The 15103-nt window shown below is 55.1% G+C and carries 17 protein-coding genes; 4 read left to right on the plus strand and 13 right to left on the minus strand.

Annotated features, from left to right (window positions below):
* Nucleotides 1-110 precede the first annotated feature (110 nt).
* Entirely contained in the window at nucleotides 111-977 is an 867-nt protein-coding gene (locus tag KI809_RS13875; protein WP_214172163.1) for a TIGR02757 family protein, read from the minus strand.
* 265 nt (nucleotides 978-1242) lie between these two features.
* Here KI809_RS13875 and KI809_RS13880 point away from each other — a divergent pair, with 265 nt between their 5' ends.
* Together KI809_RS13880 and KI809_RS13885 are read left to right on the plus strand one after the other, a co-directional pair.
* Nucleotides 1243-1524: a type II toxin-antitoxin system RelE/ParE family toxin gene (locus tag KI809_RS13880; protein WP_214172164.1), complete on the plus strand. Its 282-nt coding sequence runs from the start codon at nucleotides 1243-1245 to the stop codon at nucleotides 1522-1524.
* A gap of 11 nt (nucleotides 1525-1535) precedes the next feature.
* Entirely contained in the window at nucleotides 1536-1838 is a 303-nt protein-coding gene (locus KI809_RS13885; protein WP_214172165.1) for a HigA family addiction module antitoxin, read from the plus strand.
* Nucleotides 1839-2050: 212 nt separating this feature from the next.
* Here KI809_RS13885 and KI809_RS13895 read toward each other — a convergent pair whose 3' ends face one another.
* The 3 genes from KI809_RS13895 to KI809_RS13900 all read right to left on the minus strand — a co-directional run bounded on the left by KI809_RS13895 (nucleotide 2051) and on the right by KI809_RS13900 (nucleotide 3138).
* Nucleotides 2051-2479, minus strand: coding sequence for a hypothetical protein (locus KI809_RS13895; protein ID WP_214172166.1), 429 nt, complete (start codon nucleotides 2477-2479; stop codon nucleotides 2051-2053).
* A 94-nt stretch (nucleotides 2480-2573) separates the two neighbouring features.
* Complete coding sequence (locus KI809_RS21060) at nucleotides 2574-2858, minus strand: hypothetical protein (protein WP_492207407.1); 285 nt, start codon at nucleotides 2856-2858, stop codon at nucleotides 2574-2576.
* 28 nt (nucleotides 2859-2886) lie between these two features.
* The gene (locus KI809_RS13900; RefSeq protein WP_214172167.1) at nucleotides 2887-3138 is read right to left on the minus strand and encodes a hypothetical protein; all 252 of its coding nucleotides are present in this window, start codon (nucleotides 3136-3138) and stop codon (nucleotides 2887-2889) included.
* Nucleotides 3139-3321: 183 nt separating this feature from the next.
* Between KI809_RS13900 and KI809_RS13905 the strand changes: the two genes are divergently transcribed.
* A complete protein-coding gene (locus KI809_RS13905; protein ID WP_214172168.1) occupies nucleotides 3322-3525 on the plus strand; it encodes a hypothetical protein in 204 nt (67 codons plus the stop codon).
* Between the two features lie 159 nt (nucleotides 3526-3684).
* On the opposite strand, the gene KI809_RS13910 is transcribed toward KI809_RS13905, so the two are convergent.
* The 9 genes from KI809_RS13910 to KI809_RS13950 all read right to left on the minus strand — a co-directional run bounded on the left by KI809_RS13910 (nucleotide 3685) and on the right by KI809_RS13950 (nucleotide 13358).
* Complete coding sequence (locus KI809_RS13910; RefSeq protein WP_337833319.1) at nucleotides 3685-4320, minus strand: VIT1/CCC1 transporter family protein; 636 nt, start codon at nucleotides 4318-4320, stop codon at nucleotides 3685-3687.
* Nucleotides 4321-4390: 70 nt separating this feature from the next.
* Nucleotides 4391-5272, minus strand: a complete 882-nt coding sequence (locus tag KI809_RS13915) for a DUF362 domain-containing protein (RefSeq protein WP_214172170.1) — start codon at nucleotides 5270-5272, stop codon at nucleotides 4391-4393.
* A gap of 33 nt (nucleotides 5273-5305) precedes the next feature.
* Nucleotides 5306-6004, minus strand: coding sequence for a Smr/MutS family protein (locus tag KI809_RS13920; protein ID WP_246559413.1), 699 nt, complete (start codon nucleotides 6002-6004; stop codon nucleotides 5306-5308).
* Nucleotides 6005-6015: 11 nt separating this feature from the next.
* Nucleotides 6016-6912: an OmpA/MotB family protein gene (locus KI809_RS13925; RefSeq protein WP_214172171.1), complete on the minus strand. Its 897-nt coding sequence runs from the start codon at nucleotides 6910-6912 to the stop codon at nucleotides 6016-6018.
* Between the two features lie 12 nt (nucleotides 6913-6924).
* Complete coding sequence (locus tag KI809_RS13930; RefSeq protein ID WP_214172172.1) at nucleotides 6925-8139, minus strand: DUF401 family protein; 1215 nt, start codon at nucleotides 8137-8139, stop codon at nucleotides 6925-6927.
* Nucleotides 8140-8397: 258 nt separating this feature from the next.
* Entirely contained in the window at nucleotides 8398-9126 is a 729-nt protein-coding gene (locus tag KI809_RS13935) for a tetratricopeptide repeat protein (RefSeq protein ID WP_214172173.1), read from the minus strand.
* Nucleotides 9127-9196: 70 nt separating this feature from the next.
* Nucleotides 9197-10702, minus strand: coding sequence for a lytic transglycosylase domain-containing protein (locus KI809_RS13940; RefSeq protein ID WP_214172174.1), 1506 nt, complete (start codon nucleotides 10700-10702; stop codon nucleotides 9197-9199).
* Nucleotides 10703-10908: 206 nt separating this feature from the next.
* The gene (hflX, locus tag KI809_RS13945) at nucleotides 10909-12519 is read right to left on the minus strand and encodes a GTPase HflX (protein ID WP_214172175.1); all 1611 of its coding nucleotides are present in this window, start codon (nucleotides 12517-12519) and stop codon (nucleotides 10909-10911) included.
* Between the two features lie 71 nt (nucleotides 12520-12590).
* Nucleotides 12591-13358: an enoyl-ACP reductase FabI gene (locus KI809_RS13950; RefSeq protein ID WP_214172176.1), complete on the minus strand. Its 768-nt coding sequence runs from the start codon at nucleotides 13356-13358 to the stop codon at nucleotides 12591-12593.
* A gap of 108 nt (nucleotides 13359-13466) precedes the next feature.
* On the opposite strand from KI809_RS13950, the gene KI809_RS13955 reads away from it, so the two are divergent.
* Nucleotides 13467-15083 (plus strand): HD domain-containing phosphohydrolase, encoded by a 1617-nt coding sequence (locus KI809_RS13955; RefSeq protein WP_214172177.1) that lies wholly within the window; start codon nucleotides 13467-13469, stop codon nucleotides 15081-15083.
* Nucleotides 15084-15103: the final 20 nt, after the last annotated feature.

The following is a 15103-nucleotide window of genomic DNA, read 5'->3' on the forward strand; positions in this document are numbered from 1 at the left end:
TGGGAAATCCCTGTTTCTTTCAATTCTGGTGCTTTGGCAAAAAAAAGAGACGGGCTTTGTTGCCCGTCTAAAAACGTTACTTTATGACACTAACTGCCGAAAAAAGCAAGTTAGTTTTTAGTAATGCCGCTGCAGATCCCGGCAATGTCGCAGCTCAGGCAGGCGTTTCTGCCGCTCTTGCCGCATCCCTCGGATATTCCCAGGTGGCAGATGGAAAAATCGTATTTAACCGGGTCCTGTGGGTCGAGTAACGCCAGTGCGGCGGTTATCTCCTGGGCGGCCTTCCAGTCTGCCTGCCTGCGTTGGGTGAACCCGAGATATCGACCGATCCTGTGGATATGGGCATCCACCGGGATGATAAGCTGTGCCGGTGACAACCCCTGCCAGATACCCAAATCGATGCCGTCAGCCGGGCGCACCATCCAGCGCAGGTACATGCAGAGCCGCTTGCAGGCGCTCCCTCCGGCAGGTGAGGGGAAAAAAAACGGGAAATACGAATCCTTGGGGATACCGCCAGTTCCGAACACCGGGGCATAATCCATGGCCAGGATCCTGGCGGCGAAGGCTTCCATCCCTTGGGCAATCCCGGCAGTGTCAGGAGCAAATCCTTTGAGGAAGAACGACTCGATGGTGTCGGCCTCGGTAAGCATTTGCCGGACAGCCAACAGCAGGGCGCACAGGTCGCGGCTGTCATTGAATCGGTGCTTGAAACCGCTGAAGAGTGCGAGTCCGGAGCGAGGTTCGAATCTTTCCACGAAGCGGCGCGGCTCCGGCCCGATTGCCGAGAAGATGCGCTCCAGGTTTCTCAGGATGATCTTGACGTTGCCATAGGCGAATGATGCGGCGATGAGGCCGGCTACCTCCTGATCCTTAGGATCTTGGTAGCGGTGGCAGAACGAAAGCGGGTCGTTGTTGAGATGGGCCTGCGAGCGGGCTTCGTACAGGTTATCGAGGATGGTCTTGAGCGAACGGTTCATGATCGGATGCCTTACCGGTTCTGAAATACGATTGGGGCGAGTATAGCCCACCACCGGCAGCGTGGCAACAGATCGCTTGAATGAATCGGTGCAGCCGGAGCGTTCACCGCTGCTTCCCTCTCTCCCGGCAGGAATCCCGATTATCCCGCCAAACCTGTTCGATTGTGATAGAGCTCCGGCATGAGCCGGTGTTGCACTTAGTTGGATCCTCGGTTTTTGTACTTCCGGCCTTGACTCATGTAAACAAATTGTTTATCGTTGACCCATGATTGTATCGTTTGCAAACAAAGAAACTGAAAAGCTCTTTGCAACGGGAAAGTCTAAAAAGCTCCCTCCGGAAATTATTGTTCGTGCGATCATGCGGCTGGCGCAGTTGGACAGTGCACGCGAAGTTTCGGATTTGCTTATGCCGCCATCGAACCGTCTTGAAGCTCTGTCCGGCAATCGGCCAGGGCAGTGGAGCATCAGAATAAACGATCAGTGGCGCATCTGTTTTTCATTCGCCAACGGCGAAGCAACGGCAGTAGAAATAACCGATTACCATTAAGGAGAAAATCCATGGCGATTACAAACGGGCTTCCTCCGATACATCCCGGGGTGTTCCTGAAAGAAATACTTGATGAGCTTAATATCTCTCAGAATGCCTTCGCTCAAGCGATCGGCGTTTCGCCGATGCGGGTATCGCATGTCATCAAAGGTACACGTCCAGTTACTGCAGAGTTGGCACTGCTGTTTGGCAAGGTGTTTGGCCAAACGCCTACATACTGGATGAATTTACAGACTAGCTACGACCTCAAAACTGCCGAAAAAGCACTGATGCAGAAAGTACGTCAAGTTCAACCCTTTTCCCGTGCAGCGTAAAATCGCCACGACAATTTCCTGATTTCAAGGTCTATAAAGAATCGCGCTGAATTGTCGATTGTGCCTGGCCCATGGTCAAGGCGCCTTACACAAAAACATCGAATTGTTTATCTTAGTTCGTGACGACCGCAGTGACTTCCTCCAGGCAAGATACCAACGCCAGAGAGCACAGCGGCGGCGTAAGCCGACCGTCTGCCGCGCGTAGTTGGGCTCTATTTCACCCGCTTCGGAAGGACGATATATAATTTGCCACTCTTTTCTCCAAGCGGGAAGGACCATGTGCTTTCGTCTTTTTTTGTGGTAATCATTTTTATTTCTACATTGCTGATAATCTTAAGGTTTGGCCCGTACTTCACGCTGTTATGAACATAGCCTTCATTATCTTCTTTGGTTGCCTTGATGATTGATACTTTTTCAACTTGGCCACTCTTTACGAGCTCTTTATCCCTTTTCAAGGTTTCGTCGTGCTCCTCTTTGGTAACGCCTTCCCAGCAGTATAAGTCGGATAAGACTGTTGCATCTTTGTTTTTGAATGCTTTTGTCACGAGGGCAACGATTCGTGCCTCTTCTTTGGCAGAAGCGGCAAAAGCACCTGGGACGATAATTTGGAGCATACAGGCGATAAGAATCAATCTTTTCATGGGTATCTTTCTTTTCGTTGTCCAACGCGTGGGGGCGCACCAGCGCGTCAGCGCCTGTGTGCCGCCGCCTGGTTATGCATCTACAGCGGTGGAGCTAATTCACTGGGTCCGGAGACATTTTGTGCTCGCCCTTGAAATAGTGCCCCCCTATGCAATACTCTGAATCTCGCTTTACTCGATGTTCGACATGATCTTTTGGGCCATGCTCTACATTTTGTTTATGAACTCTGACGCGGCCATGACAATGGACACACCTAATATTATTATGTTCTCCGCTAGTTAATGCAGAAACTTCGACCTCCACCCATTTCCAGATTTTTTCATCATTAATCTTGAATAGTCGTTTCTGCTCACATTTTGTCATCAAATCGTGAGACATGATCTCCTCCAGTGATGTTTCCTGACCGTTAGAATAGAAGTTGTTGGCGAACTAGATTTGCCCCACACACGTTTTCAACAAACACATCGATGTCGCAATGTTGGGTCAAGTTCTTGAAGGATTCGCCGCCCATGCTGTAGAAATCGTGATGACTTAGAACGTCCCCGACTTCTGGCTCAGAAGAATCCAGTAATTCGAAGATCACGAATTCGCCCATTTCTTCGATTTCTGCTGCGTACATGCCTCTCTTCGGATTAATCATTCTCACTATGGCTTTCATATCTTCTCTCTCCATTGTATAACTCGTAATTGAACAGTTTCCCTATATCAGGTCCTTGAAAAACTCGTAGTATTTAAACAAAAACCTACAAGGGTCAAATCTTCATTTTTCATAAAACGAATCATGCAGGCGCGCGCCCCGACTTATTAGAAATTTTATACTTATATGCGGCTTTGTGGAAAATTGAAAGATGGGGTTATCCCTACCATCGGCGGGCCATTATCTCCGAAAGCAGATTCTGCAAAAAGCTCGCTCGCCCCATGGGACGATCAGCAGGCTGGCAAAAAAATTATTTATCTGGAAACCGGCGCAAGGCTGCTGCGCCTGACGGTGCAGCAACTGAACCGCCACTGGTTTTCTGGAAACTTCCGAGTTATTCAGGAATAAATTCAGGAGACATGAATGAGCGGATAGTGGAGTGGAGGGGCTAGAGGGTGCCGAGTCACCATATTTTTGTATGGCTTTATTTATGGCTTACTTAAGCACAACGCTGAGCGATGTGCGGATTACCCTGTCACTAACCTTGTTGGGCCGTATTGCAATGAGTTATACAACCGCGCCGAAGAACTTGCCGACCCCAGCGGTTAGACCCATTGCAAGTGCTCCCCAGAAAGCAACACGAATTGCACCCTTGGCCACAGGAGCACCACCGGCATATGCAGCGGTTGCCCCCAGACCGGCTAAAGTGAGCAGCGCAATCACAGAGGAAATCTCAGTAACCAGGGCGGCAGGCGCAAGCAACACGGTTATGATCGGGACAATGGCACCAATAACGAATGAAATCGCAGAGGCGAAAGCTGCTTGAACCGGGCGCGCCCGTAGAGTCTCCGTAATGCCTAGTTCATCGCGGGCGTGGGCCAAAAGAGCATCATCAGACATAAGCTTCTCTGCTACTTGTCGCGCTAACGGTTCGTCAAGGCCTCGGCTCACGTAAATTGAAGTCAATTCTGAGAGCTCGTTCTCCGGGTCATCCGCCAGTTCTTGCTTTTCTCTTTCAATGTCAGCTAGTTCAGTATCTGCCTGCGATTGAACAGAGACATACTCGCCGGCCGCCATTGACATTGCTCCTGCGACAAGACCGGCCACTCCGGTAAGCAAGATGCTATTCTTCGGAGCTCCAGAGGCAGCAATACCGACGACCAGGCTTGCGACCGAAATGGTTCCGTCATTAGCGCCAAGCACGGCTGCTCGAAGCCAACCAATTCTCGATGTATTGTGGGACTCATTGTGAAATTGAAACATTATAAGCCGGTCACACCTTAAGTATCTTGATCTTGTCGAGCCGCATCTCGCCGAGGCCGCGTTTGTAGGCTGCCACGGTGACCGGGATCTCTTCGGGCTTCATGCCGAACAGGGTGGTGGCATAGGCGTCCGCGGCCACGGTGTCGGTGGAGGCAATGACCTTGTTCAGCACCGTCACGTCCTTCAGGTCGCCTCCCTGCGGGCCGTGGGCCGTCAGGATCCGCGTGGCATCGATCACCGTGAGATGCACCTTCATGGCAGCATTGATATCGGCCAGGGCGACATCGATATTTTTGTGGATGCTGCCACGGTTGCCCCCCATGATCCCCATGATGTTCTTGAGCCCGAGGGTCAGTTTCGACAAGCCGTGGTGCTTGGCTACTGGCACGTTGATATAGACATCGGCCGAAAGGGCCTCGCCGTATAGCTCCCACTCCTTGAGCGCCTTGCCGTTCACGGCAACTTTCTTGAACCGCTCTTCCTCCAGGTATTTGAGCTCGACGTTCTTCATCCCTTTCAGGGCCGCCTCGATGCCGCTGTTGACATAGCAGCGCCGCTCGTCGTTGCAGGTCCGGTCGAATACCTTGACCTTTTTCGCCCCTGCCGCCAGCGCCTCTTCGACCAGCGCCTTGACCACCTGGGGATGGGTGTTGGCCCCCTGTTCCGAGTTACGGTCCCAGCCCATGTTCGGCTTGATTACCACCACATTGCCCGGCTTGACAAAGTGCTTCATGCCACCCAAGGCATTGACCGCATTGCGCGTGGTTTTACCGTAGTCTTTCCCCTCGGCAACTGCCACTTGCGGCCCCGGGGCCGCCAGTAATTCCTGCGGCGCCACTTGCAATGCCAGCGTTGCCATGCCGGCGGTCTTCAAAAAATCCCGTCTATCCATGCCATCCCCCTGTAGCTTCGTGATTCCGAGAAATTATTGCCTGCCTCCGGACTTGAGAAACACCACATAGGCGCCTTCGCCACCCAGAGTATCGGGGGCAAGAGCAAACTCTGCCACCCATTCGCCACCTTTGGTGGCAAGCCAATCGCTCACAGCCCCTTGCAGCACCGGTTCGCCCGGCGAATGCGCCCCTTTGCCCGCTATCACCAGCACTGCCTGCTGGCCGCGCCTACAAGCAGCCGGGATGAAAGAGGCAAGGGCGTCGATAGCCTCGTCGCGGGTCAGGCCATGCAGGTCGATCTCCAGATTCAACCGTATTGAGCCGCGGCGCAACTGCCGCATGCGACTAATTTTGCGGGCCGGCCCCGGGGTGTCATCCTCGGGGACGTTATCGCTAAAGCTGACGTCAAGCTTCAACTCCTTGAGTGCTTCAAGGAACAGGCTGCTCTCGTCCGGCTCAACCGGCGCCACCGGTTTGCCCTGGGCGGTTTCTCTGGCCGCCGGTTGCTGCGCCTTGGCGTGGCGATGAATCCTGGTCACCCCGGCCATCTCGGTGAGGAACAACAGGTCGTCTTCGGCCTGGTTGCCCGGTTGCTGCTTGTTCACCGAAGTTACCACCGGTTTCGGCTCAGGGCCGGGCTTTTCGACTGCTATCCCCTTGATGGCGGAAAATGGGCGAATCGCGAATTTTTTGTTATCGCCGCTCCCTTTATGCTTCAGATCCTTTGTCATGGCTGCCCCCTTTATTGGGGGGCAGAGGTTGCCGCAGCAGTTTCGTCGCGGTTTACCAGGATGATCTCAATGCGGCGATTGCTGGCCTGCCCCTCTTTGGTGGCATTGTCTGCATCCGGTTTCGGCCGGTATTCGCCATAGCCAACAGCAGAGAGGATCTTCGGATCTACCCCCTGCTGCTGCAGGTAGCGGGTGACATTGATCGCCCGGGCCGCAGAAAGCTCCCAGTTGGTGGGATAGGTCTTGGCAAGGTTGCCGGTTATCGGGTTGTTGTCGGTATGCCCTTCGATCCGGATGTATTTGTCCTGCAACCCCTTGAAGGTATCGACCATCTTGTTGAGCACCTCGATCCCTTCCGGCTTGACTTCGGCCTTGCCCAGGTCGAACAGTACTGCTGCCTTCATATCTACAGTCAGTTTGCCACGCAGTTCCCTGATCGTCAGGTCGCCTTTGGCAATCTGCTCCTTCATCTTGTCGGTCATCTCCTCCAGGGTCTTGCTGACCTTCTTGACCTCATCCTCCTTGACCTTTTGGAGGTTGGCAATCTCCTGTTTCAGGCGACCGTTCTCCGCCTCAAGGTCAGCTATTTTCTGGCGCAGTTCGGCGATATTCTTGGAAAGGGTGTCAGACTTGGCCTTGAGCAGATCGTTCAGCTCCTTGTTGTCCTGGGTCAGCTTTGCCTTGTCCTTCTCCAAACCCGCGACGTTCCCCTTCAGCTTGGCGACTTCACCTTTCAGCGCATCGTTTTCCTTGTTGAGCGCGGCATGCTTTTGCTTCAGATCGGCCAGATCGCTCCCCAGTTGGGTCGCCTCCTGCTCCTTGAGCTGGTATTTGCCGCTTGAGACACAACCAGCCGTTGCCAGTGACAGGGTCAAGACCAGAAACAGTGCTATTTTGCAGTTCTTCATGGTGAATCCTCCTTAGAATAATAGATAATTGACAAGTAGGCCGAGAGCCAGAACCAGGGCGGACGGTATCAGCAATCGCCGATAGACTCTGGCAAAATCGGCATTGAAATACTCGCCGGAAAGCACCAGGCAAAGGTGCAGGGGTGACAGCATGACCCCGCAAAAGCCGCTGCCGAAGGCTATGGCAACCAGTTCCGGCATGGACTGGCCATTGGCAGCCAGCAGCGGCAGGAGAAACGGAAAGGTTATTCCGACAAAGCCGACCGTGAGCCCGGTCATGATGCCGGCCAGAAACGGTATCAGGATAATCAGCGGGAGTAGCGAAATGCCGCTCGCCGCAAGATAGCCGGAGACCCCCTTGAGTGCGCCGGTAGCCTCCAGGGTCTCGCGGAACAGGAGCACTCCGGCCACCAGCAGCAGGACCTTGGGGGAAACACTTTCCCTTAACGTCTCCAGGATGGCGGCGGCAGAGTAGCGGTGCCAGAGCAACAGGGCGAGCACGGCAGCAGACATGGCCAGCAGCGGATTAATCCCGGCGATGACCACCAACCCCATGGCCAGCATGATCGGAGAAACTGCCTTCAGGAAATTGGTGCCGGCCACAACCCTGCCGGCGGCGCCCGCCTCGCCCCGGATCGCCGCGATCTTGTGGAAACAGAACGGAATGCCGAGAACGGTGACGGCCACGGCAAAGGGAAGATTGGCAAGGGCAATATCCCGGAAGGAAAAACCGGTCATCCCGGCAACCAGGATAATGCCGGGGTAAAGCGGGGAGATATACTCCCAGATATGGCGATACCAGTAGTTGATGAACGCCTTCTGCTCCGGTCGAAGTGCTGCCCCGTGCGCCGCCTGCTCGACCAAGGGGGCGGAAAACAGCGCTCCGCCGATGGAAGGGAGCAATCCGATCGTTGCCGGCATCGCTGCCATGACATAGCGACGGTCCGGAAACAGTTCCGAGACATTTTCAACCATGCTCGCCATGGCGCCGCTCTTTCTCATGATATTTTCCATGATTACCGTGCATAGCAGCATCCCGGTCATCTCTACGGCATTGGGCGAGAGGATGGCCCGATACAGGCAGCCCAGAAATACGGACACAGGGGTGAGATAGAGGAGCGCCAGCAGCGTTGAGGCTATCCCCATGACCGTTCCGATGAAGATGCGCCTGCGAAGGAGGATTAAGACCAGCACCAGCACTGAAATGGTTTTAAGCAGATCAGCCATGCGAGCGTCCGTTTAAGAAAATATTAGCAGGTGGCAGGCAAAAGTCAAAACGTGGGATGAGGGAAAGCACGAGGCTGGGGTGCCGTACAGTCGCCCTCTGGGGACAGGCTGCAATCGCGGCAAAGTGAGAAGAGGCAAAACGAGTCGTATGGAAGAGCCCCTTTCGGGAATAATGGTGTTTTCAGCCGGGCCTGAGGAACTCCCACAGGCCCGGTTCATGATCACAGGAGCAGGCCGGGACAAAAGGCCTGCCCATGGTTACTTCCTGATGACTCTGCGTTTGGTTCCGCCCATTGCCGCCATCTGGTGCTTTTGCAAGGCACCGACGCTCTCCAGGTGAAACTGGAACCACATGTCGCCGAACTGGCGCATTTTCATCTTTTTCCCTTCTTCCAGCAGCGAAAGGTTCCCTTTCATGGCTTCATTGCCCGGAATCTTTTTCAGACCCTTTTCCAGGATATCCTTGGCTCCCGCATTATCGCCGATTTCGCAGAGGCAATAAGCGTAGAGACTCCAGAGAAGCGGCTCTTTGGGGGATGCCTGTACTGCCTTGTCAAACGTGGCGCGCATCTTGTCGTTCTTGTTCCTCTTCATGTAGGTAACGGCAAGCATCCCCATGGCGACCCAGTTTTTAAAGAAGGCTTTTTCCAGGTAGGGAAAGGCATTGGAGAAGTCGCGGCGCATGTAATAGATGCTGCCGATCTGGGCGTTGAGCTGGCCATCGAGCCAGATCTGCCACTTTGCGTAGCGAAAGCCTTCCTTCAGTTCCCGGATCGCCTTTTCAACCCGCTGTCCCTGGAGATCCTTGGTGGCCGAATCCATGATTTCGGTGACCTTCTTCATGATGTAGCGCGACAGGAAGTAGAACAGGGCCATAAACAGCAACAGAGCGACAAAGATGGCAATAAACCAGTGCAGGCCGGCTGCAAATTTCAGAATGACAAATACCAGAATAGCAGCAGCGCAGGAGATAATAATGTTGTACATCAATAAACCCTTTCAGAAACTTGAATATTTACCGTTCAGTATAAAAGTGATGGAAGTCGCATTACCGATGCTAACCGCCGGCAACAACCATCTCCCCATTTTTTTCCACATATTTGGCAATGATGATTTTGCGGCCCGGCTTCAAGGCAACCTTGCCTTTGTGTTTGATGTTGTTCCATGCCGAGAGAATCCGCTCCGACACATTAAACCGCTTGGCCAGGGAACGGATGGTGTCCCCTTTCTTGACGGTGTAATACTTGTTGAAGGACTTGGCCAGCGCAGGTTTGCGCTCTTCCGGCGGAGCAGCAGCCGGTGCGTTTTCCGCCACTACAGGAACCAGGATCGCTTTGCCCCGCAGCCGGCTCTTCTTGGTGAGATGGTTGAGCTCGGTCAGGTTTTCCGTTGTGGTTTTGAAGCGTTTGGCAACCGACGCAAGGGTCTCCTTGCGCGTCATCTTATGGCGCACATAGACGATCTTTTCAGTGAACCGCTCATTTTCCGGCACCTTGGCATATTCCGCCTCAAACAGGGCTTTTTTGCCGAGGGGCAGCTTCAGCTCGTAGCCGGGATAATCCGGAGGAGTGCACCAGCGCCGTAGTTCCGGGTTCAACTCCTTCAGGAACTGGTAGGGAACCCCGATCAGGCGGGCCACCAGTTCAAGGTCGGTACGGGTCGGCACCGCAACGGTATCGAACTCTATCGGCGGGAGATAGGCGATGTCGGCAAAGCCGTAACGGGACGGGTCCTTGGCGATTATTGCCGCTGCCAGCAGCTTGGGGACATAATCCTTGGTTTCGCGCTTGAGGTAAGAACCCCTGGTCAGCTGCCAGAAATCGCGGCTGTTGTACATGTCGATGGCGCGGAGGATCTTGTTCTCTCCGGCATTATAGCCGGCCGCTGCCAGGTACCAGTCCTTGTTGAACAGGTCGTAAAGCTCCTTGAGATACAGGGCGGCGGCAATGGAGGATTTGAGCGGATCGCGGCGTTCGTCGATCCATGGATCGATACGCAGCGCGTAACGCTTGCCGGTGGAAGAGATGAACTGCCAGGGACCGACCGCTGCTGCTACCGAATAGGCGTGCGGCGAGAAGCCGCTCTCGATCATTGCCAGGTAGACAAGATCCTCGGGAAGTCCATTCTTTTTCAGGACTTCCTTCATCATCGGGATATAGCGTTCCGAGCGGGAAAGCCAACGGCTGAAGGCATTGCGGCCGCTGGTCTGGAAGTAATTGATAAAGAATTCGACCTTGTTGTTCAGGGTAAGCGGGATATCCGATTCCGGGAGCTCTTTTTCCGGGATCACCAGTTCAAAGTCGGAAGAATCGATTTCCTGCTCGTTCTGGACGAAGATCTCCGATGGTGGGAGTTCAAGGGCCTGGTGCAACTGCTGTTCGCGGGAGAGAGACGCCAGTTGGGTGGAGGAGCTGGCGGGCTTGGCTGATACGAGGCTCAACGATAGGCTTTCGCCCTGGGCCTGCAGCCGACCGTAGTTGTTGCTGTCGAATTGGGTCGCCGCTGCAGGGGCTGCAAAGGCAAAGGCCAGCAGAACAAGACGAATGATTCGGTGAACGCTCATCCCTAGTGCCCCCTTTCACGGTCGAAACATTTGATCGGCGATAAAAAACCGTCTCGCAGGATGGGTAAGTATAGTGAAAGCGACTGCCGATGTCAATCCGAGAAGATCAAACTGATGGGGGGAGCTGGAGGCAGAAACATTAAGAAATCATTGGCAGTTTAACTAAGATACTGCTATTTCGGGGCTCATTGGAAACAGCGACCGGCTCACGCCCAGAAGCGACGCTCCAATTCCGCCAGCAACGGCGTCAGCGAGTCGTTGTCGTTGGCGGAGAGCATGATGGCTCCTAATTTTCGCGACTGCTGTCGGACCTTCATAAAGGTGATCGGGTCCTTCTTTTTCAGGTCAGCCAGGAGATCGCTCTTGTTAAAGACCACCAGGCGCGGCTTCTCCCCCAGGCCAAGCTCCTCTATGATCCGATCCACCTGCTCGACCTGCTCGGCAAAACGGTGGTTGGCACAGTCCACCACATGCAACAGTAGGTCAGCATCCTGAAGCTCTTCGAGGGTCGCCTTGAAAGCGCCCAGGAGAGATTTGGGGAGCGAGCGGATAAAGCCGACGGTATCGGTGATGATTACCTCCCGTTCCCGGGGGAAACGGAGTCGGCGGGTAGAGGTGTCGAGCGTGGCAAAGAGCAGGTCTTCGGTGAAAACATCACTCTTGGTAAGGGCATTGAGCAGGGTGGACTTGCCGGCATTGGTGTAACCGACAATCGACACGATCGGCACGCCGGCCCGGATCCGCTTTTGGCGGCGCTGGTAGCGCCCGGCAGAGAGATCGTCCAGGCTCTTCTCCAGCTTGGCAATCCTGTCCCTGATCCTGCGGCGATCGATCTCCAGCTTGGTCTCGCCCGGTCCGCGGCCGCCGATCCCTCCCATGAGGCGGGACATCTGCACCCCTCTGCCGGTCAGCCTGGGGAGCAGGTATTTCAACTGGGCCAGCTCCACCTGGACCTTGCCGTCCAGACTGGTTGCCCGTCGGGCAAAGATATCCAGGATCAGCTGGCTCCGGTCGATGACCTTGAGTTCGGTCATGGCGGAGATGGAGCGAACCTGGGCCGGGGTCAATTCCTGATCGAAGACCAGCATGGTCGCCCCGAGCTGCAACGCCCGGATCACCACATCCCGCATCTTCCCTTCCCCCATGAGATAGCGGGGGTTGAGCTGCCGCGGCCTCTGGATCGTAGTTTCCAGCACCTGGACACCGGATGTCCTGGCCAGTTCCTGCAACTCGTCCAGCGAATCTTCCGCTTCCTCGCGCGACGACTGGGTCACGGAGATCAAAATCCCGCGTTCCCCACCGCGAATCTCGGCTGCCGGCGGCGTGGCCTTGGCGAGTTCGGCGTCCCGGTCACTGATAAAATGGTCGAAATCCGGTTGCAGGGCCGTGATCCGGGTCGGCGGGCAGACATGATAGGGGGGGCCGGAGGAGGCTGCCGGGACCAGCCAGGCGCTCTGGATCATCGGCGGTTCGGTATCCATTAATGCGGCAACCAGGTCCAGGCGGAGCATGGCAAGGTCAGTCAGGTCATCATCAGTGAGCGGTTCGTTCTTGAGGTGGGTATGAACCAGGCGGAGCCCGCGCAGCATCCGTTTCCCCAGAGGATACTCGTCAAGCTCCGGAATCATCAGCCCCCGTTCATTACCAATAACCACATAGGCAGGTTCGCCGATACGATTCAGCAAGATGCCGATCTGACGGCGAATATCCCGCGACAGCTCAATGAGGTGGCGGGCCAGATCAAGGGTCACGATCTCGCCCGGCGCAACCCGGCGACGGTATAACCGCTCCAGCGCTTTGAGCTGACTCGGCTTCAAGCCGAAAAGATTGCCGTACAGTTGTTTTATCGGAAGATCCTCACAAAAACAGGAGAGTTAATGAATGCCCTTTACAGACCGATGATGTTATAGCCGCTATCGACAAAGTGTACCTCGCCGGTCACCCCGCGGGCAAGGTTGCTGCACAGATAGAGCGCAGCACCGGCCACTTCTTCCTGGTTGATATTGCGGCGCAGCGGGGCCTTGTCGGCAACGATGCCGGCAATCTGGTTGAAGCCGCCGACACCGGCAGCAGCCAGGGTCTTGAGCGGACCGGCGGAAATGGCATTCACCCTTATCCCGTCGCCACCCACAGACTCGGCCAGGTAGCGGACGCTCATCTCCAGTGCGGCCTTGGCAACCCCCATGACGTTATAGCTCGGGAATACCTTCTGCCCGCCATAATAGGAAAGCGTCAGGATCGATCCACCTGGGCTCATGAGCGGAACCGCTTCCTTGGCCAGCGCGATCAGCGAATAGGCGCTGACGTCCATTGCCAGGGCAAAACCTTCGCGGGTAGTATTGAGAAAAGAGCCCTTGAGTTCATCCTTGTTGGCAAAGGCCACAGAATGGACCAGGATGTCCAGTCCGCCCCAGCGCTCCTTGACATCCCTGAAAACCGCAGCAACCTCATCATCATTACGCACATCACACTGCAATACCATGTCGGCGCCGATGCTCTCGGCAAGCGGAATTACCCGCTTGGCGAGCATATCCCCGTTATAGGCAAAGGCCAGAGAAGCTCCCTCTTTTTTGAACGCTTCGGCTATGGCCCAGGCAATGCTTTTGTCGTTGGCGACGCCAAAGATAAGCGCCTTTTTTCCTTCAAGAAGCCCCATCCGGCACTCCTCCTCAATAGATCGTGATAAGCGGCAATAGTAATAAAAAATGTTATTAATGGCAAGCGGAATGCCCTTTTTTATGCTTTACTTAATAATGAGGCGCTCATGACCTATAAGATGCACAAAATTATTGAGAAACGGGAGCAGATCACACGCTTGGGGAGTGTGGATGAAGTTGTCAAAGGACTTTCCCTGCTTCTCAAAAGGACGGTCAAGAGCCGCTGGGCTGCGATTTACCTGCTCGACAATGAGCGCAGGCATTTTCTTCCGGCCCGCATCAGCGGTATCCCGCGCAATCAGCTCCACCTTTTCCGCAACCTGGCGCTCAATCCTGGGGAGATCCCATTCCTGGGGAGCATGATCAACAAGAAGCAACATCTGATAATTACCGGCGCTAAACGACTCGATTTTTTGACCCCGGAGCTGAATAAGCTACTGCAACACCTGACGCTGCTGGTGCTGCCGATGGTCGTCCGGAACCAGGTGATCGGCGCTGTGGTTGTTTCGCGCTCTTCCAGTTACCCGCCGTTCAACGAAAAGGAAATCGCCGTCATCCGGGAGACCGTTGCTCATTCGGCCCTGGCGATAAGCCATATCCGGCTGTTCGACGAATCGCTCGACATGGCGGTGGAGATGGGACGCCGAGTCGATGTCATTCTCACTCTTGATGAGATCAACAAGGCGATATCGTCGTCACTCTCCCCAACCACCATCATTGAGACCGCCATGGAACATATCGAGCGGATCATTCAGTGCGAACTGGTGGTGGTGCTCGAAGAAAAAGAGGGCGAACTGGTCGTCCTTGCCGCCCGCGGCAGGGATATCACCGTTCCGCCGTCGATTCACCAGGGAGGCATACTCAGCGGCCCGTCGCTGGCGCACGAAGTTCTCGATACCTGGAAAAGCTCATATCTTCCGGCGCTGTCGGCAATACCCGGCCTTGGCGCTGTTGATAGTGCCCTTGCCTCGGCGGGCATCCAATCGGCCATGGCCATCCCGTTGGTAAGCAAAGAGGCGATTCGCGGGGTGCTGCTCCTGGGGGACACCTCAATCGGCCAGTTTGTCAAAGAGGATGCCTTTACCATCGAGAAGATCGCGGGGCAACTGGCAGTGGCCTTGGATAATGCCCGGCATTTCCAGGAGATGCGTTCACTCTTCATCAATACAGTGGCAAGCCTTGCCAATGCAATAGATGCCAAATCCCCTTGGACCAAAGGCCATTCCGAGCGGGTCATGGAGATATCGGCAACCATTGCCCGCGAGTTGGGGCTGACTGACGAACTGGTAGAGAAAGTGAGGCTGTGCGGCCTGCTGCACGATATCGGCAAAATAGGAATAATCGAGGCACTGCTGGAAAAGCCGGAACAGCTTTCTGAAGACGAATTCCCACCGATGCGGCTGCACCCGGGAAAAGGAGTAGCCATCCTCGCGCCGATCGAGCAGCTGCATGACATGCTCCCCGGCATTCTCTACCATCATGAGCGGATGGACGGCACCGGTTACCCCGAAGGACTGCAAGGTAGCCTGATACCCCTTGAAGCGCGGATCATTGCCGTTGCGGACTCTTTCGACGCCATGGTTTCGGACCGCCCGTACAAGGCGGCCCTCACGCCGCACCAGGCAATCAGGGAACTGGAACGGGAAGCCGGCACCCACTTTGATGCCAGGGTGGTTGCCTGCTTCTGCGACCACCTGAGGCGCAAGCTGGGGCCGGAAGCGTAACTCCGCAAGCGCCTGACAGC

The organism is Geoanaerobacter pelophilus, from assembly GCF_018476885.1.
Classification (GTDB): Bacteria; Desulfobacterota; Desulfuromonadia; order Geobacterales; family DSM-12255; genus Geoanaerobacter; species Geoanaerobacter pelophilus.